The organism is Flavobacteriales bacterium (assembly GCA_020635395.1).
GTDB lineage: Bacteria > Bacteroidota > Bacteroidia > NS11-12g > UBA9320 > UBA987.
Map to the genome: position 1 here is coordinate 198540 of JACJZV010000004.1, position 23514 is coordinate 222053.

General features: G+C 39.3%; 22 protein-coding genes. 14 read left to right on the forward strand and 8 right to left on the reverse strand.

The features are described from left to right. Positions 1 to 107: 107 nt before the first annotated feature. The 7 genes from H6607_12045 (at position 108) to H6607_12075 (ending at position 8427) form a co-directional block, all read left to right on the forward strand. On the forward strand, positions 108 to 1625 hold the full coding sequence (locus tag H6607_12045) for a peptidylprolyl isomerase (protein MCB9263097.1): 1518 nt from the start codon (positions 108 to 110) through the stop codon (positions 1623 to 1625). A 78-nt stretch (positions 1626 to 1703) separates the two neighbouring features. Beyond that, entirely contained in the window at positions 1704 to 2456 is a 753-nt protein-coding gene (locus tag H6607_12050; protein MCB9263098.1) for a hypothetical protein, read from the forward strand. Between the two features lie 112 nt (positions 2457 to 2568). Next, entirely contained in the window at positions 2569 to 3807 is a 1239-nt protein-coding gene (locus tag H6607_12055; protein ID MCB9263099.1) for an ABC transporter permease, read from the forward strand. A gap of 136 nt (positions 3808 to 3943) precedes the next feature. Further along, positions 3944 to 5176, forward strand: coding sequence for a DUF5103 domain-containing protein (locus H6607_12060; protein MCB9263100.1), 1233 nt, complete (start codon positions 3944 to 3946; stop codon positions 5174 to 5176). A 40-nt stretch (positions 5177 to 5216) separates the two neighbouring features. After that, complete coding sequence (gene dprA / locus H6607_12065) at positions 5217 to 6320, forward strand: DNA-protecting protein DprA (GenBank protein MCB9263101.1); 1104 nt, start codon at positions 5217 to 5219, stop codon at positions 6318 to 6320. A gap of 20 nt (positions 6321 to 6340) precedes the next feature. Next, positions 6341 to 7522, forward strand: coding sequence for an S-adenosylmethionine:tRNA ribosyltransferase-isomerase (locus tag H6607_12070; protein ID MCB9263102.1), 1182 nt, complete (start codon positions 6341 to 6343; stop codon positions 7520 to 7522). 35 nt (positions 7523 to 7557) lie between these two features. After that, entirely contained in the window at positions 7558 to 8427 is an 870-nt protein-coding gene (locus H6607_12075; protein MCB9263103.1) for a pirin family protein, read from the forward strand. Between the two features lies 1 nt (position 8428). Here the strand turns inward: H6607_12075 and H6607_12080 are convergent, their stop codons facing one another. Both H6607_12080 and H6607_12085 read right to left on the reverse strand, forming a co-directional pair. Continuing rightward, positions 8429 to 8815: a type II toxin-antitoxin system VapC family toxin gene (locus H6607_12080; protein MCB9263104.1), complete on the reverse strand. Its 387-nt coding sequence runs from the start codon at positions 8813 to 8815 to the stop codon at positions 8429 to 8431. Next, positions 8815 to 9021 carry a DUF2281 domain-containing protein gene (locus H6607_12085; GenBank protein ID MCB9263105.1) on the reverse strand — a complete coding sequence of 69 codons (207 nt, stop codon included), beginning with the start codon at positions 9019 to 9021 and terminating at the stop codon, positions 8815 to 8817. Before H6607_12085 ends, H6607_12080 begins: the two co-directional genes overlap by 1 nt. Before the next feature lie 161 nt (positions 9022 to 9182). Between H6607_12085 and H6607_12090 the strand changes: the two genes are divergently transcribed. Both H6607_12090 and H6607_12095 read left to right on the forward strand, forming a co-directional pair. Beyond that, a complete protein-coding gene (locus H6607_12090) occupies positions 9183 to 9500 on the forward strand; it encodes a thioredoxin family protein (protein ID MCB9263106.1) in 318 nt (105 codons plus the stop codon). Further along, a complete protein-coding gene (locus H6607_12095; GenBank protein MCB9263107.1) occupies positions 9500 to 9742 on the forward strand; it encodes a hypothetical protein in 243 nt (80 codons plus the stop codon). The genes H6607_12090 and H6607_12095 overlap by 1 nt, the downstream gene beginning before the upstream one ends. A 48-nt stretch (positions 9743 to 9790) precedes the next feature. On the opposite strand, the gene H6607_12100 is transcribed toward H6607_12095, so the two are convergent. The 4 genes from H6607_12100 to H6607_12115 form a co-directional block, all read right to left on the reverse strand. Further along, positions 9791 to 10771 carry a CPBP family intramembrane metalloprotease gene (locus H6607_12100; GenBank protein MCB9263108.1) on the reverse strand — a complete coding sequence of 327 codons (981 nt, stop codon included), beginning with the start codon at positions 10769 to 10771 and terminating at the stop codon, positions 9791 to 9793. A 12-nt stretch (positions 10772 to 10783) separates the two neighbouring features. Continuing rightward, positions 10784 to 11227, reverse strand: coding sequence for a GatB/YqeY domain-containing protein (locus H6607_12105; GenBank protein ID MCB9263109.1), 444 nt, complete (start codon positions 11225 to 11227; stop codon positions 10784 to 10786). 91 nt (positions 11228 to 11318) lie between these two features. After that, on the reverse strand, positions 11319 to 11921 hold the full coding sequence (locus tag H6607_12110; GenBank protein MCB9263110.1) for a hypothetical protein: 603 nt from the start codon (positions 11919 to 11921) through the stop codon (positions 11319 to 11321). Between the two features lie 10 nt (positions 11922 to 11931). After that, positions 11932 to 12441 (reverse strand): hypothetical protein, encoded by a 510-nt coding sequence (locus H6607_12115; protein MCB9263111.1) that lies wholly within the window; start codon positions 12439 to 12441, stop codon positions 11932 to 11934. Between the two features lie 118 nt (positions 12442 to 12559). Between H6607_12115 and dnaE the strand changes: the two genes are divergently transcribed. After that, complete coding sequence (gene dnaE / locus H6607_12120; protein MCB9263112.1) at positions 12560 to 16099, forward strand: DNA polymerase III subunit alpha; 3540 nt, start codon at positions 12560 to 12562, stop codon at positions 16097 to 16099. A gap of 470 nt (positions 16100 to 16569) precedes the next feature. Then, positions 16570 to 17481 carry a hypothetical protein gene (locus tag H6607_12125; GenBank protein MCB9263113.1) on the forward strand — a complete coding sequence of 304 codons (912 nt, stop codon included), beginning with the start codon at positions 16570 to 16572 and terminating at the stop codon, positions 17479 to 17481. A 175-nt stretch (positions 17482 to 17656) separates the two neighbouring features. Here H6607_12125 and H6607_12130 read toward each other — a convergent pair whose 3' ends face one another. After that, positions 17657 to 19066, reverse strand: coding sequence for a flotillin family protein (locus tag H6607_12130; protein ID MCB9263114.1), 1410 nt, complete (start codon positions 19064 to 19066; stop codon positions 17657 to 17659). A 21-nt stretch (positions 19067 to 19087) separates the two neighbouring features. Beyond that, entirely contained in the window at positions 19088 to 19666 is a 579-nt protein-coding gene (locus H6607_12135; protein ID MCB9263115.1) for a hypothetical protein, read from the reverse strand. 254 nt (positions 19667 to 19920) lie between these two features. On the opposite strand from H6607_12135, the gene rpsO reads away from it, so the two are divergent. The 3 genes from rpsO to murQ all read left to right on the forward strand — a co-directional run bounded on the left by rpsO (position 19921) and on the right by murQ (position 23487). Continuing rightward, the gene (gene rpsO, locus H6607_12140) at positions 19921 to 20190 is read left to right on the forward strand and encodes a 30S ribosomal protein S15 (protein ID MCB9263116.1); all 270 of its coding nucleotides are present in this window, start codon (positions 19921 to 19923) and stop codon (positions 20188 to 20190) included. A 102-nt stretch (positions 20191 to 20292) separates the two neighbouring features. Then, positions 20293 to 22611, forward strand: coding sequence for a polyribonucleotide nucleotidyltransferase (locus H6607_12145; GenBank protein MCB9263117.1), 2319 nt, complete (start codon positions 20293 to 20295; stop codon positions 22609 to 22611). Between the two features lie 72 nt (positions 22612 to 22683). Further along, positions 22684 to 23487: an N-acetylmuramic acid 6-phosphate etherase gene (murQ, locus tag H6607_12150; GenBank protein ID MCB9263118.1), complete on the forward strand. Its 804-nt coding sequence runs from the start codon at positions 22684 to 22686 to the stop codon at positions 23485 to 23487. Positions 23488 to 23514 lie beyond the last annotated feature (27 nt).

Below are 23514 nucleotides of genomic sequence, written 5' to 3' on the forward strand. Positions count from 1 at the left end.
TTTTGGTTGGATGCAAACATGGCAACCAGGAGAAACCTTTAAACCGTTTTTCCGACCCAAAACTTAAAAAAATATACCAGTTGCAAGATAAAAGGGATACAAAATCTTTGATTCCATTATTAATTGCCAAAAACCCTGCCCACCGAGAGGCGGCAGCCTTGGCCTTTGCATCGTTTAAAGATTCTACGGCAGCCGGATTTTTAAAACGGTCACTTTTGACGGATAGTGAATGGATTGTGCGTAGAGCAGCGGCCTATTCTATTGGCCAGCAATATGATTCGGCCAACGCCAATTTGCTTTTTGAAGCTTTAAAAATAGAACAAAATCCGGTGGTGATTGGCTATATTGTGGAGGCATTGGGCAAATCAGCTAATGAAAAAGCACTCGATTATATCTCTAAAATAAAATCGGACAACGAACAAATAAAACTGGGACAGGCAAAGGCACTATGTCGTGCAATATGGATGGGTAAAAAACCAACAACATTTGTACAAATTGGTATTTCGTTTTTTGAAAAAGAAACATCAAATGAGGCAAGGCTTTATGCTGCAACGGCTCTTTCGCGAATGCGAAAAGAAATTACACCCTCCGATTCAATAAAAATTAAAAACATACTAACCTCTGCTCAATTAGAACCCGAAACAGAAAGATTACTGAAAACGATTGTTGAACCTAAAAAAGCATCTGAAGAAATAACCTGGTTTGATTTTAAACGTCAATTGCCTGAGCTTCAAAAAAATCCATATAAACTGGCTAAATCGTTAAACGACTTGGTTACTAATTTGCCAAATCTTCGATATAAGGAAATGGCATTTAATCCACAATCAGCAGTGGCGGACACACTGTATAACTGGACATTCCACCACCGATATCAAATTGTGCGAACCACGGCTTGCGAATATTACATCAATCATTTTTTGATGAATGGCAACATTCCATCTACCCAATATTTAACCGAATGTATTGCCAGTCGTGATATGGCCTTGCAAAGTTTGGCCGTAAATCAAATTGCAAAAGATTCGTTGGCAGAATTTGCAGGTTTTTTAAAAAAATACCAAGATTCGCTTTCAATGCCCGCCCAAATAGAAACATTCATTGATTTTGAAAAAGCCATTTGCAAGCTCGAAAACAGAAAATACAAAGCCCCTAACCCAGCTCCAACCCACAAAATTGATTGGAACTATGTAAAGCAAATTCCCGATAGTCAGCGGGTTGAAATAAAAACTACAAAAGGAGATATTGAGCTTTTGCTTTTTGTAAACGATGCACCGGGAACGGTTTACAATTTCTTAAAAGCAGCAGAGGATGGTTTTTACAACGACAAGTTTTTTCATCGGGTTGTTCCGAATTTTGTCATTCAAGCCGGATGCCAGCGAGGTGACGGATGGGGCTCGCCCGACTGGACGCAACGCAGTGAATTTTCAAACTATTTGCACTATGAAACCGGCATGGTGGGAATGGCAAGTGCCGGAAATGACACCGAAGGTTTGCAATTTTTTATTACCCACAACCCTACCCCACTTTTAGAAGGAAGATACTCCATATTTGGAAAAGTAGTTAATGGAATGAACGTGGTAAACTCCATAGAGGTAGGTGATAAGATTTTAAGCATCAAAAAAATATAGATTTTGAAAAAAACAGTTGCATTACTTTTTTTTAGCCTTTCAACAATAGTTGCAATCTCCCAAACAAAATCTACCGACATGAAAGGAAAGTTTTATGCACATTGGGGATGGAATGAAGATTGGTACACAAAATCCGACATACGGTTGCATGGTTCGGATTATGATTTCACCCTTTATGATGTAAAGGCAAACGACAGGCAAACCCCTTTTTCGTGGGCTTCCTATTTTTTGATTAATCAAATTTCAATACCACAAACCAATCTTGATCTTGGTTATTATTTCAAAGAAAACTACAGCATTTCGGCAGGTTTCGACCACATGAAATATGTTATGCCGCAGGATCAAACCGTTGCAATAACAGGGAATATAAGCCGAGCTGGAAGCGAATATTCAGGCATATACAACAACGACAGCATCCAACTTACGCGGGAGTTTTTACGCTACGAACACACAAATGGTTTAAACTATGTCTTTCTTGAAATAAACCGACACGACCAATGGCTCAATCTGTTCAATTCAAATCTCAAAATTGGCACTTCAATGGGCATTAGCCCTGCTTTGCTGCGACCTCGAACCGATGTTTGGTTTTTAAGAACACACGGCCCCAATGTGTTTCACAATGCAGGATACGGCATTAATGCAAAACTCGGCTTGAATGTTATTCTTTGGAAACATTTTAATCTAACTACCGAAATTAAAGGTGGCTATATCAATATGCCCAACATTCGAGCCACGGCAGATAAAGAAGATTTAGCTCAACAACATTTTGGTTTTTTGCAGGCCAATTTTCTTATTGGCGGAACGTTTGACTTAATAAAACTTTTCAAATAGCAGGATGCGAATAGACCGGAAATCACTTCCGACCAGACATAATACAACCAATTTTCTATTTCATTTATCGGAAAAAATAAATAAGCCGAATTAGGTAGTTAATTTCGAGGCTTTGGAACTTCTCAAAGAAATATACTCCACCTTGATTCGCAATCCATTGCGTTCTTTTCTTACTGCTTTTGGAGTAAGTTGGGGCATTTTTATGCTCATTATTTGTTTGGGATTGGGCCAGGGTTTAGAAAACGGCGTTAGACAAATGTTCGCCGGTTTTTCGGGCAACAACATGTTTGTTTGGGGGCAATCCACCTCTTTGCCCTATGCCGGATTTACTGAAGGCAGGCGGGTTCAGCTAAAAATGGATGATGTTGATTTAATTAGGGCAAAAATAAAAGGCCTAAAAATTGTGGCACCCCGCACCCAGCTTGGAGGCTATGGCGAAGGCAACAACGTAAAATACAACAATGAATCGGGGGCATTTTCTATACACGGCGATATTCCGGATGTACGAAAAATATATATGTGGGAACAAATGCAGGGTAGGTTTATCAATGAAATTGACTACAAATATGCCCGCAAAGTATGCACCATTGGCAAACGCGTAAAAGAAGTTTTGTTTAAAGATGAAAACCCCATTGGCAAATACATTTCAGCCAACGGTATTTCGTTTATGGTGGTGGGTGTCCACAAATCGCCAAGTTCGGGTGAAATGGCTGAAAGAGACGAGCAACAAATCATTGTACCCATCAGCACCTATCAAAAGGCGTTTGATGGCTCCAACAACATAAACTGGATGGCCATACAGTGTGAAGACGATGTTAATTCTCAAAAAATTCAGGAAGAGATAATTAATTTGTTACGCCCAAAACACAAAGTGCATCCCGATGACCCAAGAGGCTTTGGCTCGTTTAACACCCAAGAACGATTTGGCCCTATGCAAATGACGTTTCTAACGGTGCGTGCATTGGCTTGGTTTGTGGGCATTATGACCCTTTTTGCTGGAATAATAGGTGTGAGCAACATCATGTTGGTAACGGTAAAAGAGCGAACAAAAGAAATTGGAATTAGAAGAGCCATTGGTGCAAGACCAAGAAACATTTTAATCCAAATTTTGTTGGAGGCAGTTGCCCTTACTTTTTTTGCCGGATATATTGGACTGATGGCCGGAATTTGGTTGGTAGAAATTTTGGGAAGATCTGGAGCAAGTGGTCAAATGTTCAAAAACCCAGAAGTGCCTTTTTATGTGGCGGTTACGGCCCTTTTTGTACTTATTTTTTCGGGTGCTATTGCCGGATTATTGCCTGCAAGTAAGGCATTAAAAATCAAACCTGTGGAGGCTTTGAGATATGAGTAAACCTATTTTGGAAGTCAAAATTCCACTCAACAAGACTTTAAAAAACTTTGGTTCGTTATTTGTAAGTAGCTTTGCAATTCACTTTTATTCGATGAACATAAAAAAATTCCTTTTCGTTTTGGCCTTCGCTGCTTTTATGTCGCAGAAATCTAAGGCTGAACTTATATACAATAATTTTATTTACGACTCACTTGTAGAAACCGTGATATTTGGGCAAAACACCTCGGTTTACAGCCCATTGGCCATTATGGAATTGGGCAAAACCAACGCCATGCGGTTGAAATTTGACAAACTAAAAGCCGATAATGAGTTCTACCAATACACCATTGTTCATTGCAGCCACGATTGGAAACCAAGCAATTTGCAAAAAACAGAATACATCGAAGGTTCGTTTATGGGTGATATTATGGATTTTGAATATTCAACAAATACCTTCCAACAATATGTTCAATACGAATTAATTTTCCCTACATTGGATATGCAGATAACCAAATCGGGCAACTATCTTTTAAAAATTTACCGCAATTTTGACGAAAATGATTTGGTGCTAACCCGCCGATTTATGGTTGTAGAAAGCGTGACATCTATAACCGGAACAGCCCGGCCAGCCACCAATGCTACCGACAGATTTAGTAAACAGGAAGTAGATTTTGAAATAAACTATGAAAATTTTGATTTGCAAAACCCCTTTACCAATATCAACACAGTAATTATTCAAAACAATAGTTGGAACAATTCTATCCAGAACTTGAAGCCTATGTTTATGAGTAACAATATGTTACAATTCAACTATGAAAATGAAAACGTGATGGTTGGCACCAACGAGTTCCGATATTTCGACATCCGTTCATTGCGTTCATTCAGCACCAATGTGGTTGATAAATACACTGATTCATTGAGAAATGCCGTGTTGAAAGGCGAAGAAATAAAAGCTCATCTGAATTATATCAAAACAATTGACTACAACGGAAAAAGAGTAATTCAAAACACCGATGGTCAAGATGCAACCGAAAATGGCGACTACGTTTTGGTACATTTCAGCTTGCGAAGCGATAATGAGCTTAATGTGGGCGATGTGTATGTATATGGCGAATTGAGCGACTGGAGATTGCAGGATAAATTCAAAATGACATACTACCCAAACGAAAAAATTTATTACTTGGCCGTAAAATTAAAACAGAGTTATTACAACTACCATTTTGTAACCAAAGACCCTGAAACGGGCAAAGTGACCTACGATTTTACAGAAGGAAATCATTCGGAAACAGAAAATGATTATACCGTTTTGGCCTACTACTACGACAACTATTATGGTTACGACAGGCTTATTGGTTACACCACCATAAATACAATGACTGACAGGAAATAATTCAGTTCGACCAAACTATTTTTGCATCACTTTTTATTAAATGACTGAATCAACGCTGTTGTATCAACTTGCACTGAGCCAAATACCCATGGTAGGCTCTGTTTTAGCTAAAAATTTGGTTGGTTATTGTGGCAGTGTTGAAGCCATTTTTTCAGAATCTTTAAACGGCTTAAAAAAAATTCCCGGCATTGGTGAGGCAATTGCCAAATCAGTTTATAATTTTAAAGATTTTGAGCCATTGCAAAAAGAGGTTGAATTTATAAGTAGGCACCATATCAAAACACATTTTTTTACCGAAAAAACATACCCTTATAAGCTAAAACAGATTGCAGATGCCCCCATTCTATTGTTTCAAAAGGGCGATTTTGCAGATTTTGAAAACCGCTCGTTGGCTATTGTTGGCACTCGCAAATGCAGTGCTTTTGGCAGAGACATTACCCATCAAATCGTTGCTGATTTAAAAACATACAACCCCACAATATACAGCGGATTGGCATACGGGGTAGATGCTTTTGCACATAAAGCTGCGGTAAACAACAACCTCAAAACAATTGGTGTGTTGGCACATGGGTTGGATAGAATTTATCCGGCCACGCACTCGAATTTGGCCAATGAAATGATTGAAAATGGTGGTGCACTTATCACAGAATACAAAAGCGAGACAAATCCGGATAGAGAGAATTTTCCGACACGAAACAGAATTGTGGCGGGCTTGGTAGATGCCGTTTTGGTAGTAGAAACAGCCATTAAAGGTGGCTCAATGATAACGGCTAATCTTGCATTTGGATATGACCGAGATGTTTTTGCCATACCAAACCGCCCGGGCGATGATAAAACGGCCGGTTGCAATTATCTGATAAAAAACAACAAAGCTACATTGGTAGAAAGTGCCGCCGATATTGCCTTTGCATTGGGATGGGACATCGAAACCAAGAAAACGACCAAACAAACGACTTTGTTTGTAGAACTTACAACCGACGAACAAATAATAGTGGATAGCTTGAAAACAAATGGGGTACTCAGCATTGATTCGCTGTCGAACCGAACCGATTTTTCTGCCAGCAAATTGGCTTTTCTTTTATTGGAACTCGAATTTAAAAATGTTGTCCGAAATTTGCCCGGAAAACAATTTGAATTGGCGTGAGTATTGAGCACTTTCAAAACATAAAAATATCCGACTTTGACTATGATTTGCCCACCGATTTGGTGGCACAGCATCCGCTTAAAAACCGCAGCGATTCAAAGCTTTTGATTTATAAAGACAATCAAATAAGTCATTATCATTTTCATGATTTGCCCCATTTTTTGCCCGAAAACTCATGGATTATTTTCAACAATACCAAAGTTATTCCGGCACGAATATTTGCCAAAAAAGCTACAGGGGCGGTTATTCAATTGTTTTTACTAAATCCTGTTACGCCCTCCACCGATGTGGAGCGTGTGCTAAAAATTAAAGACTCCAAAATTGCTTGGCAATGTCTTGTTGGAAATGCCAAAAAGTGGAAAGATGGTGAAGTTTTGGTTGTTCAAATGGAAAATTTTGGGTTATCTGCCAAACTTTTGGATAGAGCTAAAATGATTGTCGAATTTGATTGGGATGCGGAAATAAGTTTTTCGGAAGTGATTGAAAAAATTGGCAATATGCCGCTGCCCCCATATATAAAAAGAGCTGAAGAGGTTGAGGACAAAGGCAGGTATCAAACCGTTTTTGCGAAAAACGATGGAGCAGTGGCCGCCCCAACAGCCGGGCTTCATTTTACTCAAAATATCATTGACCAGCTCAACCAAAAACACATTAACACCGCTGAAGTTACCTTACATGTAGGAGCAGGAACTTTTAAACCTGTTGATGAAGAATTGGTTTGGAAACATCCAATGCACAATGAATTTTTTAGTGTATCGATAGAGCAACTACAAAAAATAGCCAATTCAAACTATAGAATTGCTACTGGAACTACCACCTTGCGAACATTGGAATCTCTTTATTGGTGTGGTGTTAAACTATCAAAAGGAGAAGCGGAACCTTTTTTTGTGGAACAACACTATCCTTATCGAAAGGATAGTACCATTTCGTTTGAAGAATCTATAAAACAAGTAATAGATTACGCCTTCAAAAATGATTTATCATCAATACATGGCAGCAGCGAATTAATGATTATGCCTGGTTATACAATCCGTTCGATAAACGCTTTGATAACGAATTTTCATTTACCCAAGTCAACCTTGCTTCTGCTGGTATCGGCCTTGGTTGGCAGTGATTGGAAAAATATTTATGACGAAGCAAAGAACAATCAATATCGTTTTTTGAGTTATGGCGACAGTAGCTTACTCTTTGCTAAAACCTAAAAGCCACACACTTGTTTATCACTAAAAACAGAAAAATGCGAGAGATTAGTACCATTATTCCAGCAGAAAAAGTAAATATGGGAGGCAATATTATCGACCAACCTCTTCCAGTGAGCGAATTAGAAATGCACGATCCGTTTTTGCTTATTCACCATTGGAAACACGAGCTTCTTGGCAATCGGAAACAACAAGATTTGGGTGTTGGGCCTCATCCGCATCGGGGCTTTTCTCCGGTTACTATCATTTTTGATGGAGCTGTGCATCATAGAGACAGTCGAGGAAACGATTCGGTGGTTCAATCGGGCGGTACGCAGTGGATGAATGCGGGCATGGGCATTACCCATAGCGAACGCCCCAGCAAGGAATTGGCCGAAAATGGCGGTATGTTTGAATTTATTCAGTTTTGGGTTAATTCCCCTGCGAATTTAAAAATGAAACAACCTGAATATCAAGCATTAGATGAGTCTAAAATTCCTGTTTTCTGTTCTGATGACGAAAGAGCATCTATCCAAATAATAGCTGGCGAGCAGTTTGGAATGAAGGGGCCTACAAAAGTGGATTGGCCGCTTCTCATTTTAAGGCTGGATTTAAAAAAAGGTGGAAAAATTTTATTGGATATTCCGTCAGATTTCAATGCCTTATTTTACAATTTGGATGGAAATGTTACGATAAACAGTGGTAAACGCGTATTTATGAAAGATATGGCCGTATTTGAGAAAAGTGAAGAAACCGAAATTTTGATAGAGGCCAACGACGTAACAAGGGCTATTTTGTTGGCCGGAAAACCTATTAACGAACCAGTGGCAAGCTATGGACCGTTTGTAATGAACAATGAAACCCAGCTTATGCAGGCACTTCGAGATGCTCAAATGGGCAAGATGGGCATTTTAATTGAGGAGTTTTAGTTTAACTCCATACCACTTCTACATCATATTTTTCGAAATTTTCATCTTTGGTTATTATCGGAATATTTTCTATAATTCCTTGTGCAACAATGATTCGATCAAATGGGTCTCTGTGATAAAAATCAAGGTCAATAATTCCAGCAATATGCTCTATCGTAATGGGTAATAGTTCAAAGTCGTATTTGGTAATTATCTTGGCTATTTCTCCAAATCCACCGTTCAAGTACAACTTATTGAGTGATATTTTAATAGCAATTTCCCATATTGAAGCAATACTAACATAGCACTTATTATCAAGTTTTTTGATTATGTTTTTTGATTTTGTAGGTAGCTGATTGTCTCCATTTAGAAACCAAATTAAGGCATGCGTATCTAACAAATAATTCATTATTGCATATACTCTTTAAAATCTTCTAAAGCATCATCAAAATTATCAGGCATGTTGAACATTCCCTTGGCACAACCAAATTCTCGTTGTTTTACTTCAATTTTTGACTTGCCTTTTGATTTTAAAAAATCCACAAAATCCTTTACTTCCTGCTTTAGTGCCGCTGGAAGTTTACTAATTTCAGTGTAAAGTTGGATATTATCCATAACAATCTTTTCTTCAAAGATACCTCATTTATAAAAATTTATCAAAACCGACTTATGTAAAATCGAAGAATTTACATAATAATCAAAAACTATACAGTTATAAAATCATATAATTTTTATTGACAAATAGAGTTCTTAACTTTGTCAGAAAAAACAGAGAAATGAGTGTACAGATAAGCACCGATAGCGATTTTAAGGATTTGTTGCAATCAAACGAGAAAGTAGTAGTAAAATATTTTGCCAACTGGTGTGGCAGTTGCAAGTTATTTGCCCCAAAATTTCGACGATTATCGGATGATGAACGATTTAAGGATGTCCTTTTCCTTGATGTAAATGCCGAAGAAAATTTAGATGCACGCAAAATGGCCGGAGTGAATAACCTACCCTATTTTGCCATTTTTAAAAATGGAGAACTAGTGAGTGGGGCGGCCACGAATAAAGAAGAAAATGTTGTTGAACTAATAAATCAGCTTGGATAATGCATTTACCAACAGTAAAACATTTGGTTGAGAATTTTGAAAAAACTCAATTAGAAGCTGCGGAGGCGGCTATTTTAGAGGAACAAACTCCGGAAATAGAAATTGGTGGTGCAGACGAAGGCGAACAGTTGACTCATGTTATAGCGGCCATTTGGATAAAAAACGACATGATTGAAAACCACCGCGATTTGCGGGATTCTATGAGAGAATACACCAAAAAAGTACGAAAAAGTATCGATTAATTTTCTTTTTTTTAAAACCATTTAGAAATTAAGGGGCATTTGGATTTGTTAAAAACTTCCCAAGTAGGCTCCCAGCTCCATAAGCCACGCAATACCCATGTGTACCACAATGCCCCCCCAAATAGAACGGCTGTAGTATGATAAAACCCCTAAAATAGCTCCGCCGAAAAAAGAACTAATTGTTTCTATCATCGGTTTTCCGAAATGTATAAAGACATAAAAAGAAGCCATTGGCAAAATAACTCCTGGCCCGGCAAAGCGGATGAAAGCGATGATTAAAAAACCCCGAAAAAAATACTCAATCGAAACAAAGTCGAGTCCGTAAATGAGTTCATAAAGCAACAAATGACCCTGCGGTGGTTTCACACCATTACCAAAATAATAATCTAGATTTTTTAATCCCCGCGGATAATACCCGCCAAAATGATCGGTGAGCCCGAAACCAATAACAAAGGGCAGCATTACCCCGAGTATAAGAAAGTATGGTCTTAAATCGAAATTTTTGACCGTAAACCCATAAGGCGTTTCCGAAGATTTTCTATCAAATAGCCAATAGATGGTAATAGGTATCATTACGGCCAACATTCTGGCAATATCAAAAATGAGTCTTTTCCAAAAATTGGGATAGGTTTCAAACACTAATTTACCAACAACATCATTGACTTTCCATTGCAAAGCCCCACGAAAGGCAAACATCGAAACTGCAAAAGCAAACAAAAGCCAAAACCGGATATCCGTGAGAAGTTTAAATTTTCCTTTAAAGAAAATGTAGCTCAGGTAGGCCACCAAAAACGGCACGGCATACTGCACAACATAGAAAGTAAAACTTCCCCACCTCCTCAAGTACGTATATCGGAATCGAATAAAATTTGGCTCGCCATGAGCGTTTGGCGAATACGCCCAATAAATGGAAGCCCCAAGAAAAACAATCAAAAATAAGAGATACTTCCAGTCAAACTCCTCCTTATAGAATTTGACCAAATAACTCCAAAACTTTCCGAAGTATTTTTTTAAAAAACCGCTTATCAAAATAGGCAGAAATTATCCGGCTAACAATGCCTTTACCTTATCGGCAATAGCTTTTCCATCGGCTTTGCCTTTTAATTTTTGTGAAGCCATGCCCATTACCTTGCCCATATCAGCCATGCCAGAAGCCCCTGTTTGAGCTATAATGGTTTTTATTTCGGCAGCCAACTCCTCGTCAGTAAGTTGTTTTGGTAAAAAAGTTTCGATAACGGCCAACTCTTCTTCTTCAATAACGGCCAAATCTTCTCGGTTTTGCTGTCTAAAAATTTCGATAGAATCGCGGCGTTGTTTGGCCATTTTAACCAATGCCGCCACTTCATCGGCTTCTGTTGGCTCGCTTCCCGAAGTTTTTAACAAAAGTAAAGCCGCTTTTATGGCTCTAAGCGAACGCAAGGTGGCCTGATCTTTGGCCTTCATGGCCGCTTTTAGTTGTTCCGAAATTTGCTCTGAAAGATTCATGCTGCGAATTTAGGTGCATTTAGGAGAATAGTCCATCCAATTATGTAATAATAGACAATTGGTTCAAACTAAACACAATTGTATTGGTCATTCATCCCGACTTTCTTAATTCAAACAGCCGATTTTCCCGATAGAACTTTTCTTGCCTTTTTAACATGTAATGTTCGCCTGTTTGTCTTAGTGTTACTTTTTTACTGAGCTGCCGAGTTAACATTATATGTGTTTCCCAAGAGTATTCGGGGCTTAGTTCAATCATCTGCCCATACGTCTTCAAAGATTCTACGATAATTTTCCCACCCCAATAATTTAGAACAACGACCCCTGCAGAATCTAAGGAATACATTGAATCATTATATTCCATAGAGATTCTCTCGTCGTGTCGTCTTAAACACCAATCCAAAATCTCAATAGTTATGCGATTTGTATCTAGTTCATAATCAAAATCCGCTTGCCTATCTAAAGGTTGAAATTGAAAAATGAATGAATCATTAATCTGTTTATAGATTCCACGACCAATTACCTCGGTAGTACAATCACTCTGCAAAAACAAGAAATTTCGGTTGGTTGTATCCAAATAGTATTGACTGTAGGTTATAGTAGAATCAAACGCCTGTTCCAAAATGATTTGAGCCCGGGTTTGGAATGCCAACACGTTTGGAAAAATAAGTATCAAAATTTGTTTCCACTTTCTCATTAAAATCTAGCTAATCCGTAATTTCAACCTTATCAAGATTTGAATCAACTAATATCTTGTTTGACCAAATTTCTTTGCCCTTGTGAGAAATGCCTAACCTAAACCCCGATTCTGCATCAGAGTCTGTTGCTGCCAAACGCCTCACCGTCAAATGATAGATTTTCGTTTCCAGTGGTTTGATAGCCTCAGTCAGTAAACTTGAACAATAGCATATTTCCCGATTCTCAAAATACATTTCAAAATGCTCTTTGTTGTCCAGCATAAAACTGCTTTCCACATTACATGAGTGCGGATTGAAATGTTGGTCTGAATGACCCGAATTAAAAACACGCAACTCAATAAAAAAGAGGTCGTTTTCTATTTTTTCTATTTCAGCGTAAATTTCTAGAAAAGAATATGGAGAAACTTCTTCTTTTGATTTTTCCAATTTTGCTATTTGAGATTCTGTTTTTTGACATCCAACAAAAGCCACACATGAAAGCAGAAAGAGCAATAGATGAGAGGCGATTCGTTTATGCATTATGTCAAAGATAGGTTTTTTAACTTCTAATCAACAATACCCATAAAAAATCCACAATTCACTGTAACTTTTTTGATGCTTTGCTACCTTGCGGCTCAAACAAAAAAAACAGTAACGCATGCCCGATTTTTGTCACCTTCATTGTCATTCTCAATTTTCGTTGTTAGACGGGGCTGCCAGCATTCCGGGCATGATGGCCAAGGCAAAAGCCGACGGCATGAAAGCCGTGGCCCTTACCGACCACGGCAATATGTTTGGTGTTTTTAAGTTTGTTACCGAAGCCGAAAAACATGGCATAAAACCCATTGTGGGCTGCGAATTTTACGTGGTGGAAGACCGACATAGACGCTCATTTACGGGTGGCGACCGCGACAATAGATACCACCAACTTATGTTGGCCAAAAACCAAGAGGGGTATAAAAATCTATCAAAACTTTGCTCTCTGGGTTTTATTGAAGGGCTATACGGAAAATACCCTCGTATTGATAAAGAACTAATCAAAAAATATAAAGATGGCATTATTGCCACCACCTGCTGCATTGGGGCGGAGGTGCCACAAGCCATTTTGCACAAAAGCGAAGAAGAGGCAGAAAAGGTATTTTTAGAATGGCTCGACATTTTTGGCGAAGATTATTACATAGAGCTGCAACGCCACGATTTGAAAGACCTTGACCGAACAGGCAAAAGCCAAGAAGATGTAAATCAGGTGCTTTTAAAATGGAGCAAAAAATACAATGTTCCAGTTATTGCCACCAACGACTCTCACTATGTAAACGAGGAAGATTGGAACGCTCATGACATTTTGCTGTGCATAAACACCGGCGACTCGAAAGCTACACCAATTGGAGACGGAAGAAATGAGCGATTTGGCTTTCCCAACAACCAGTTTTATTTTAAAACTCAGGCAGAGATGCTGCAAAAATTCAGCGATGTGCCTCATGCGTTGGATAACACCAACCTTATCATTGATAAAATAACTCCGCCACAATTGCAACGAGATGTACTTCTCCCGCACTTTGTGCTGCCCCCGGGTTTTAAAACACAAGATGAATATCTTCGATATTTGACTTATGAAGGAGCCAAAAAAAGATATGGAGAAATAACTGAAGAAATTAGAGAACGATTGGATTTTGAGCTTTCTGTTATCCAAAATACCGGATACCCTGGCTATTTCCTTATTGTGCAAGATTTTACCTCAGTTGCCCGCCAACTGGGAGTTTCTGTCGGTCCCGGTAGAGGCTCTGCCGCCGGTTCGGCGGTGGCCTATTGTGTGGGTATTACTAATGTGGACCCCATCAAATACGACCTTCTGTTTGAGCGTTTTTTAAATCCTGAGCGGGTTTCATTGCCCGATATTGATATTGACTTTGACGATGTTGGACGGGGCAAAGTAATTGACTATGTGGTTGACAAATACGGAAAACAGAATGTAGCACAGATTATAACGTATGGCTCTATGGCCGCCAAATCTTCTATTAGAGATGTAGGACGAGTATTGGATTTGCCGCTTCCCATCGTGGACAAAATAGCCAAAAAGATTCCTGATATTTCTTTAAAAAGCATTTTTAATGACGATATAAAAGTGCTGAAAGAAAGACTAAACTCCGACCAAATGCTGAATGTGGAGGAGTTAAGAACACTTTCGTCCGAAAAATCATTAGAGGGAGAAGTATTGCGGGAAGCCCAATTGCTGGAGGGTTCGGTCAGAAATACTGGCATACACGCTTGTGGTGTTATTATCACCCCCGAGGAGATTACCAATCTTATTCCGGTAACAACAGCCAAAGATTCGGATTTATTGGTAACCCAATTTGACAACAGTGTGGTGGAAAGTGCCGGATTGCTCAAAATGGACTTTTTAGGATTGAGGACTCTATCCATTATTAAAGATGCCATTGCACTTATAAAACAACGCTTTGGCATAGACATAGACCCTGACGAAATACCATTAGAAGATGAAAAAACCTACGAACTGTTTCAAAAAGGCCAAACCATTGGCATTTTCCAGTTTGAAAGTGATGGTATGCAAAAACATTTGCGTGCTTTAAAACCCACCAAATTTGAAGATTTGATTGCCATGAACGCCCTTTATAGACCGGGGCCAATGGAATACATACCCAACTTTGTTGACCGAAAACACGGCAGAGAGGAAATTGTGTATGACGACCCCGACATGAAAGAGTTTTTGGAGGAGACTTATGGCATTACGGTTTATCAAGAGCAGGTAATGCTACTCTCGCAAAAGCTGGCCGGATTTAGCAAAGGCGAGGCCGACAACCTTCGGAAAGCCATGGGTAAAAAGAAGAAAGACATCATCGATAAGATGAAACCCGACTTCATAAAAGGTGCGGAAGAACGGGGCCACCAACCCACCGTGATGGAAAAAGTTTGGAAAGACTGGGAGGCCTTTGCGGCATACGCGTTCAACAAAAGCCACGCCACGTGCTACTCAGTTGTGGCTTTCCAAACGGCCTATTTAAAAGCCCATTATCCGGCAGAATATATGGCGGCGGTGCTAACGCACAACATGAGCGATATAAAAAAACTTTCGATGTTTATGGAAGAATGCAAAAACATGAAAATCGAAGTTTTGAGTCCGGATATAAACGAAAGCCTTTTGTCGTTTTCGGTTAATAATGAGGGAAACATACGGGTTGGAATGGCCGCAATAAAAGGCGTTGGCGAGGCTGCCGCTGAAGAAATTGTGCGAGAACGAAATGATAAAGGAGCTTTCGACTCCATTTTTGACCTTACCAAACGGGTAAATTTAAGAACAGTAAACAAAAAATCACTCGAAGCATTGGCTCTTGCGGGTGCCTTCGACCGTTTTGAAGGTTGCTACCGCTCCATGTTGGTAAGCGACAATAGCGAAACAAGCGGCATCGAACTCGCCCTAAAATTTGGCAACCAATATCAAGCCGAGCAATTGACATCGCAAGCCAGTTTGTTTGGTGGCGATTCAGGCGTTTCGCTGAGCGAGCCAAAACTTCCGGAAATTCCTCCATGGAATAAAATGGAAATGCTGAATCGCGAAAAAGAAGTAATAGGCATGTACATTTCAGGTCACCCATTGGATGCACATAAGACCGATATTGAGATTTTCTGTAATATGCAATTAGCAGATTTGACGGATGAAAACATTCAGAAAATAAACAGACCCATAAAACTTGCTGGAATCGTTACGGTACACAACAGTCGCATAAACAAGTCCGGCAAAGCCTTTGGCATTTTCACCGTAGAAGATTACTCCGGGACATACGAATTTGCACTTTTTGGAGATGATTACGCCAAGTTTAGAGGATATCTTGCCCCAAATTCGATGCTGTATTTGACCGCAAAAACACAAGACAGTTTTCGCGACCCTGGAAGAAAAGAAATTCGCCTGGTATCGATTGACTATTTGGAGGACATACGCGAAAAATATCTCGAAAAACTTACCTTAACTATTGATTTAGAAAAACTTGACGACAAAATGGTGACCGATTTGCACACCATTAATTCAGACAACAAGGGTACCACCAGTTTGGTGTTTGAAATACGAGACAAAGAGCTTCGCTACAAAATTGACCTGCTCAGTACCGGTCAAAAAATCAACGTCACCAACGAGTATATCTCCGAATTGCGGCGAATGGATTTGATGCCCAGGTTTAATGGGTGATTGAACCAAAAAATTATTTCGCAGCTATTGAGTCTGATAAATTTATGCTATGGTATTAAAAATTGACGTACCAAAAAAAGAGAATACTTTTGTGTAAACATAGAACGTTCTATTAATCAATTCCTTCGGATTGTTAAAATTTATCAAAATTTAAGAATGAGAAAATTAGGAAGAATAAGGAGTGCAAATAACAAGTCTAATATATTACCTCGCAATCAATCAACCCAAAATATTATTTAATGCAGAACCTGTATCCAAAAAAATTGATGAAAAACTTCTTGGTAATAAGACAAGAGTCCGATGAGCGTAGATGCCTAACAAATCGTACCCTCAAAAAATCCACAATTCTCGGTATTTTTTTGTTTCATTCTCTTCTCATTCAAGCTTTTAGCATTGATTCCTTGTTAAATGCCCCCATTAATTTAGATTCAAACGTACAGGTCTATTACGAGCATTTTAATAAGGGTCGGATGCAAGTTTTTCATAAGAACTACGATTCGGCATCCTATTATTTCTATGAGGCATTCAAAGTTCATAAGGAGTTTGGGTTACATATTCAGTACTTTGTAAATGTTGAAATTTATTTTGCTCCAAATCCAGACGAGAAAAAACTAAAAGACTATATCCAAGAATACTTAACCTATTTCATTGATTACAAAACAAGCACATTTTTAAATGCTGAGCGAAGAGCCAAATTACCACTTTCGGTTCTCGAATATGTTGATTCGAATAAAGACAACTGGAGAATGACTTTTTTAATGAATCATGATGTAAATGCAGCTCGAAGTGTTCGGTATTACGATATTATCGACCAATTTCTTAGAATAAATGTTTACAAACATATCGATAGTACTACGCGAGTTGAAATATTAAAAAATCCAACTCAAGATATAATGACCTTAAATACTGCCCTATACACTTCCTTTGACAAAACCTCGCAAAAATACATTTTGAATTACGTTGAGGAATTTGGTTATCCCAAAGAAAGGAGAGAATTTGGCAGTATAGCTTATGCTGATTTTTACTTGCTTATGCGTCATTGTTTTTCAAAAAGAAGTGACACCGCCGTATTAAACATGATACTGACTGCCATGATCAAAGGTGTGGAGAAAGGATATCTCTCCAATGATTATTTTGCATCTTGCGTTGACTATGATTTTGGGTTTGACCCGGCAACTGGGTACAGAAAACATTACTATGGTTCATTGCCTTTTGTTGGATATGGGTTATCCGAGAAAAGACAATACTACAATCTTGCAAAAGTGGACGAAATGCGAAAAAAAATTGGCTTACTAACTTTGTATGAGGAAGCCATGCTTCAAAACGAATTGGATGACTTACCTGCCGAATATATAGCTCAATACGGTGACACTAATCGGTAAAGATAAGATGTTTGTTATTATTAAAACTATACAAAGAGCTTCGCTATAAAATTGACCTACTCAGTACCGGTCAAAAAATCAACGTCACCAACGAGTATATCTCCGAATTGCGGCGAATGGATTTGATGCCCAGGTTTAATGGGTAATCCTTAACTGTGAATTGTTAAGGTAACTCCTATTCCGTTTTCGGCGGATTCTTTTTAGAAGCTGATTTTGGAGTTTTTTCCTCTAAATCTTTGCCTTTTAAATATTCAGGCAACTGCATTCCGGCCATATTCAACAAGTCTTGAAGTGGTGGCACAGATTTATACATACCCGACAGAAAGTTACTCGTAGAGTTTGTTCCATCTTCATTTTTGCCACTATCCCATACAGTAACCTTGTCAATTTTAATATTGCTAATGGCTTTTGCCTGAAGCTCAACCAATTCATGCAATTTGTCGGCAATGAGCAGCAAAACAGCATCTTTTGGATCTTTGCCTGCCGCACTTACAAGTTGCTCAAATCCTTTTGCCTGTTTTGTAAGCATTTCAAAATTACCCTTTGCTTCGGCTTCCAACTTCATAAATATGGCATCAGAGTCACCTTTCGCCACACGCCTTATCTGCTCCGCTTGAGCCTCAGCCGAAATTTCAATTTTCTCTTTATCAATTTGTGCAGGAACCACCACATTGGCATACTGGGTTGCCTTTTCTCTTTGTGCACGGGCATTTTCGGCCTCCTTCTCAGCCGCATACGCCTCCTCTAATGCTTTGGCCGCCTGCACTTTTTCGGTGGCAATGGCCATTTTCTCGGCTTCTGCTTCTCTCTGTCTTCTCAATGCATCCGAGTTGGCCACTTTAATTTTTGCAAGGTTCTCCCCTTCTACAGCCATCGCATTTGCATCCGACACCTTTATTCTTTGCTCTTGCAGGGCAACCGCTTCACCGATAGAACCATCTCTATTTTTTTCGGCTACACTTTTCTTTGCATCGTTTATAGCTTTGGCCGCGGCTTCTTTACCCAACGCCTCAATATACCCCGACTCATCTCGAATGTCGGTTAGGTTCACGTTTATCAATTTTAGTCCAACTTTTTTTAGCTCTGCCTCCACATTTGAACTGACATTGGCCAAGAATTTATCCCTATTGTTATTTATTTCTTCAATATCCATGGTGGCAACCACCAAACGCAATTGGCCAAAAATTATATCTAAAGCCAAGTTGTGAATGCTATCTTTTGTCAATCCTAACAAACGTTCGGCAGCATTTTCCATTACCCCCGGTTCGTTTGATATACCTATGGTAAACCGAGAAGGTACATCCACCCGAATATTCTGCTTACTCAATGCATTGGTAAGGTTTACTTCGATGGATAAAGGGGTCAAATCAAGAAACGCATAATCCTGTATTACCGGCCAAATAAATGCTGCCCCACCATGAATACATTTTGCGGTACGGTTTAGTTTATCTCCATCTTTTCCCACCTTTCCATATACCACCAAAATTCTGTCAGAAGGGCAGCGTTTATATCGTCTCAGAAGAGAAAAAATGAGGATAAATACAAATAAAACAGCTGCTACAATTGCTATTGCTATAGTCTCCATGTTATTATTTTATAGTTAAAATTAAAATTGTTTTGTTACAGTTAGAATGTTGTTATTGCTCACCTCAACCACCTTTACAAGAGAGCCAGTCGCCGCATCTTCCTCATCATTGGTCATGGCTTCCAACTCACGCAGAGAACCTTGAATTTTTATATGAATCTTTCCAAAACCGCCTTTTGATTTGGGAATGGTAAGATAAACTTCCCCCTGAGCACCCAGGGCATTTTTCAAATCAAGACTACCATCTTCTGCCAATTTGCTGGTATAGTAGAATATGGCCGCCATAATCGTCATCATCAACAACCCGGCCACCACCGACACCAAAACCGAAAGCCCGTCGCCAAGGCCATTGCCCAAGCAAGCAATGCCTACCCAGCCAAATATCGTAAAAAAAGCAATAAGGTTTTTTAGCGTAAAAAATTGAAAGCCCATGCCGTGGTCGCCATCTACCTCGCTATCCACATCCAAATGAGAATCCTCCAAATCTCCACCACCAAAAAAGGTTAAAACCATTTGAAACAAAAAGAATAAACTGGCTGTTGCGGCAATAATCCAATATATTTGCTCAAGTTTAGTTAGTTCCGACCACCATACATTCATATTAAATTCGCTTTAGTAATTGCACAAATATAACCGAAATAAAGTATCAAAAGTTACAAAAATCAAATCTTCCATTGGGTAACACAGTCTGAACCCATAGTGTAACTACGACCAAACAACAACGACTAAACAAAAGGTAAAACCAATTCAGTAGCATTCCAAAAAAACTCATAAAAACTATGGGAATAATACTAAAAAAACTATTTTTGCCGACTTATTTACACAAGAGACGAAAAAGAATTAGTTACGTTAACATGAGATTAACAGCAGAAATTAAAAAAGAAATGTTTACCGAGCACGGTGGAGATAATAAAAACACCGGAAATTCGGAAGCTCAAGTTGCGATGTTTACCCACCGCATTAAGCACCTAACCGAACACTTAAAGGTGAACAAAAAAGATTATTCAGCCGAAAAAAGTTTGATTGCTCTGGTTGGTAAAAGAAGAGCCTTGCTCAATTACATTGCCAAAAAAGACATTTTCCGTTACAGAGAAATTGTTCAAAAACTTGGTTTAAGAAAATAAAACACGCTATGTGTTAAACTCAAAAAAAGACCTTCGCAGCACTTGCCAAAGGTCTTTTTTTGTTGTTATGCAATCAGATTTTTTATCCTTATTTAATTTATTATGAATTTACAAGCAATTAGAAAAACAATTGATTTCGGCGATGGCCGAGCTATAACCTTAGAGACAGGAAGAATGGCCAGACAGGCCGATGGCTCAATTGTACTGAGCATGGGAAACACCATGATTTTGGCCACCGTGGTTTCTTTAAAAGAAGCCCGAGAAGGCATTGATTTTTTACCACTTTCTGTTGATTACCAAGAAAAATTTGCGGCAGTTGGCCGCGTACCAGGTTCTTTTTTACGAAGAGAGGGCCGATTGAGTGATTATGAGGTTTTAATCTCTCGTTTGGTTGACCGTGCTTTGCGACCATTATTCCCAAACGATTATCATTCTGAAACGCAGGTTTATATCCAACTTATCTCTAATGATGAGAATATAAATCCAGATTGTTTGGTTGGTTTGGCGGCATCAGCGGCCATTACCATTACCGACATTCCGTTTGAAGGCCCTATTTCTGAGGTGCGGGTGGGCAGAGTTGATGGAAAATTTATCATCAACCCATTTCGCGATGAAATGGAGAAAAGTGATATTGACCTAATGGTAGCCGGAACCGCCCACGACATAAACATGGTGGAAGGCGAAATGAACGGCATTTCAGAAAAAGAAATGGTAGAAGCCTTGAAAGTGGCTCACGACTACATCAAAAAACAATGTGCTGCACAGTTAGAATTGTGCGAACTATTGGGTGGCCGTCCTGCTCCAAGAGAATACAATCACGAGGACAACGATGAAGAATTGGCTGCCAAAGTAAAAGCCGATTTATATCAAAAATTGTATGATGTGGCTGTGACACCATCCGATAAAAATGCCCGCAGTGAAGCGTTTGCAACTGTATTTAACTCATACACCGAAGAACTTGGCGAAGAGTTTATGGCCGAAAAAGGTCATTTGGTAAAGAAATATTTCGGAAAAGTTAAAAAAGCTGCCGTTAGAAATATGGTGTTAGAAACCCGTCAGCGGTTGGATGGGCGAAAACTTGATGAAGTACGCCCAATCTGGACAGAAATTGGTCCATTACCATCACCTCATGGCTCAGCGTTGTTCACAAGAGGAGAAACGCAATCATTAACCACCGTGACTCTTGGTTCAAAACTTGACGAGCAATTGTTGGACAGTCCAAATCTATCGGGCTACAACAAATTTATGCTTCATTACAACTTCCCGGCATTTTCTACCGGAGAAGCAAGACCAAACAGAGGACCTGGCAGAAGAGAAATTGGTCATGGCAATTTGGCCATGAGAGGCTTAAAGAAAATGTTGCCAGACGATGTAGGCTATACAGTTCGTGTGGTTTCTGATATTTTAGAATCGAACGGATCAAGCTCTATGGCAACTGTTTGTGCAGGATCTATGGCCTTGATGGATGCCGGAATAAAAATGAAAGCAGGACTCAGCGGTGTGGCTATGGGAATGATTAGCGATGAGGATTCAGGAAAATATGCCATCCTAACAGACATCTTAGGAGATGAAGACCATCTTGGAGACATGGATTTTAAGGTGGTTGGAAACGAAAACGGTATCTATGCTTGTCAAATGGATATGAAAGTCAACGGACTTTCTTATGATGTTTTGGAAGAGGCTTTGATGCAAGCAAAAGAAGGTAGAATGCATATTCTGAAAGAAATGCAAAAAACCATTTCTACTGCCGCCGAAGATTTGAAGCCACATGCACCTCGATTGGTTAAATTTAAAGTAGAGAAAGACAAAATTGGGGCGATTATTGGTTCTGGAGGAAAGGTTATTCAAGATATTCAAGAAAGAACTAAAACAACTGTTACTATTGAAGAAATTGATGGTTTTGGTTGGGTTGAAATATTGTCGAGTAACAGAGACGGATTGGAGCAAGCCAAGAAAATTATTGATGGCATTTGCGAAGAACCAGAAGTTGGCAAAGTGTATGAGGGTGTTGTTAAAGGAATTATGGAGTTTGGTGCATTTGTTGAATTCCTTCCGGGAAAACAAGGTTTGCTGCATATTTCTGAAATAAAATGGGAGCGTCTTGAAACCATGGATGGTGTGCTTGAAGATGGCGAAGAAGTGAAAGTAAAACTTCTCGACGTTGACAAAAAAACCGGAAAATTCAAACTTTCAAGAAAGGTATTGCTTGAGAAACCCGAAGGATACGTTGAACCTCAAAGACGCGAAAACCGCGACGGCGACAGGGGAGACAGAAATGACAGAAACCGTGGTGACCGCGGCGACCGAAGAGGCGGCAACGGAAACAACAACCGAAACGGAGGAAGAGGTGGCAACTTTAAAGGAAATAATAAAGGAAACCACAACCGTCCGCGACCTGCGGAAAATGACTCAGTTGGATAGTCGTCTGATTTATGTGAACATATTTTTAAACAAAATAATTAAAAAGTGGCCTCGAGCCACTTTTTTTGTGCCATGCAACGCACTACAGAAACCGATTCTTTATACGACAATCTTGAGCAAATGGAGATTGTGGATTTAATAAAATCCATCAACGAACTTGACCAATCTGTGGCCGTGAGCGTGTCAAAACAAATTGACTCCATTTCTAAATTAGCCAAAGCCATTTTTGAAAAAATGACGCACGGTGGCCGACTGTTTTACATAGGTTCGGGCACCAGTGGCAGGTTGGGCGTTGTTGATGCCAGTGAGTGTCCTCCCACTTTTGGGGTTGCCCATGGAAGAGTTATAGGCATTATCGCCGGAGGTGATTCGGCCATTAGGAAAGCAGTTGAAAATGCTGAAGACGACAGGCATCAGGCTTGGATTGATTTAAAATCTCACGACATTACTGAAAATGATTTTGTGGTGGGTATTAGTGCCAGCGGCACAACACCTTATGTTATTGGCGGACTAAAAATGTGTACCGAAAACCATATCAAAACAGGTTCTATAGCTTGCAATGAAAATAGCGAGATGGGCAAAATAGCCGACTTTGCCGTTGATTGTCCGGTAGGGCCTGAATTTGTTACGGGCAGCACACGAATGAAAAGCGGAACAGCCCAAAAAATGATTTTAAATATGCTCACCACCTCCGTAATGATTAAACTTGGGCATGTGAAAGGCAACAAAATGGTGGATATGCAGCTTACCAATGCCAAATTAATTGATCGAGGAACAAGAATGATTATGCAAAAAAGCACATTGAGTTATGAACAGGCTAAAGAAGCCCTATTGAAATGGGGAAGCGTGCGAAAAGTGCTGGAAAATTTAACTTAGTCCCATTCAAACTTGTCGGGTGTCAAC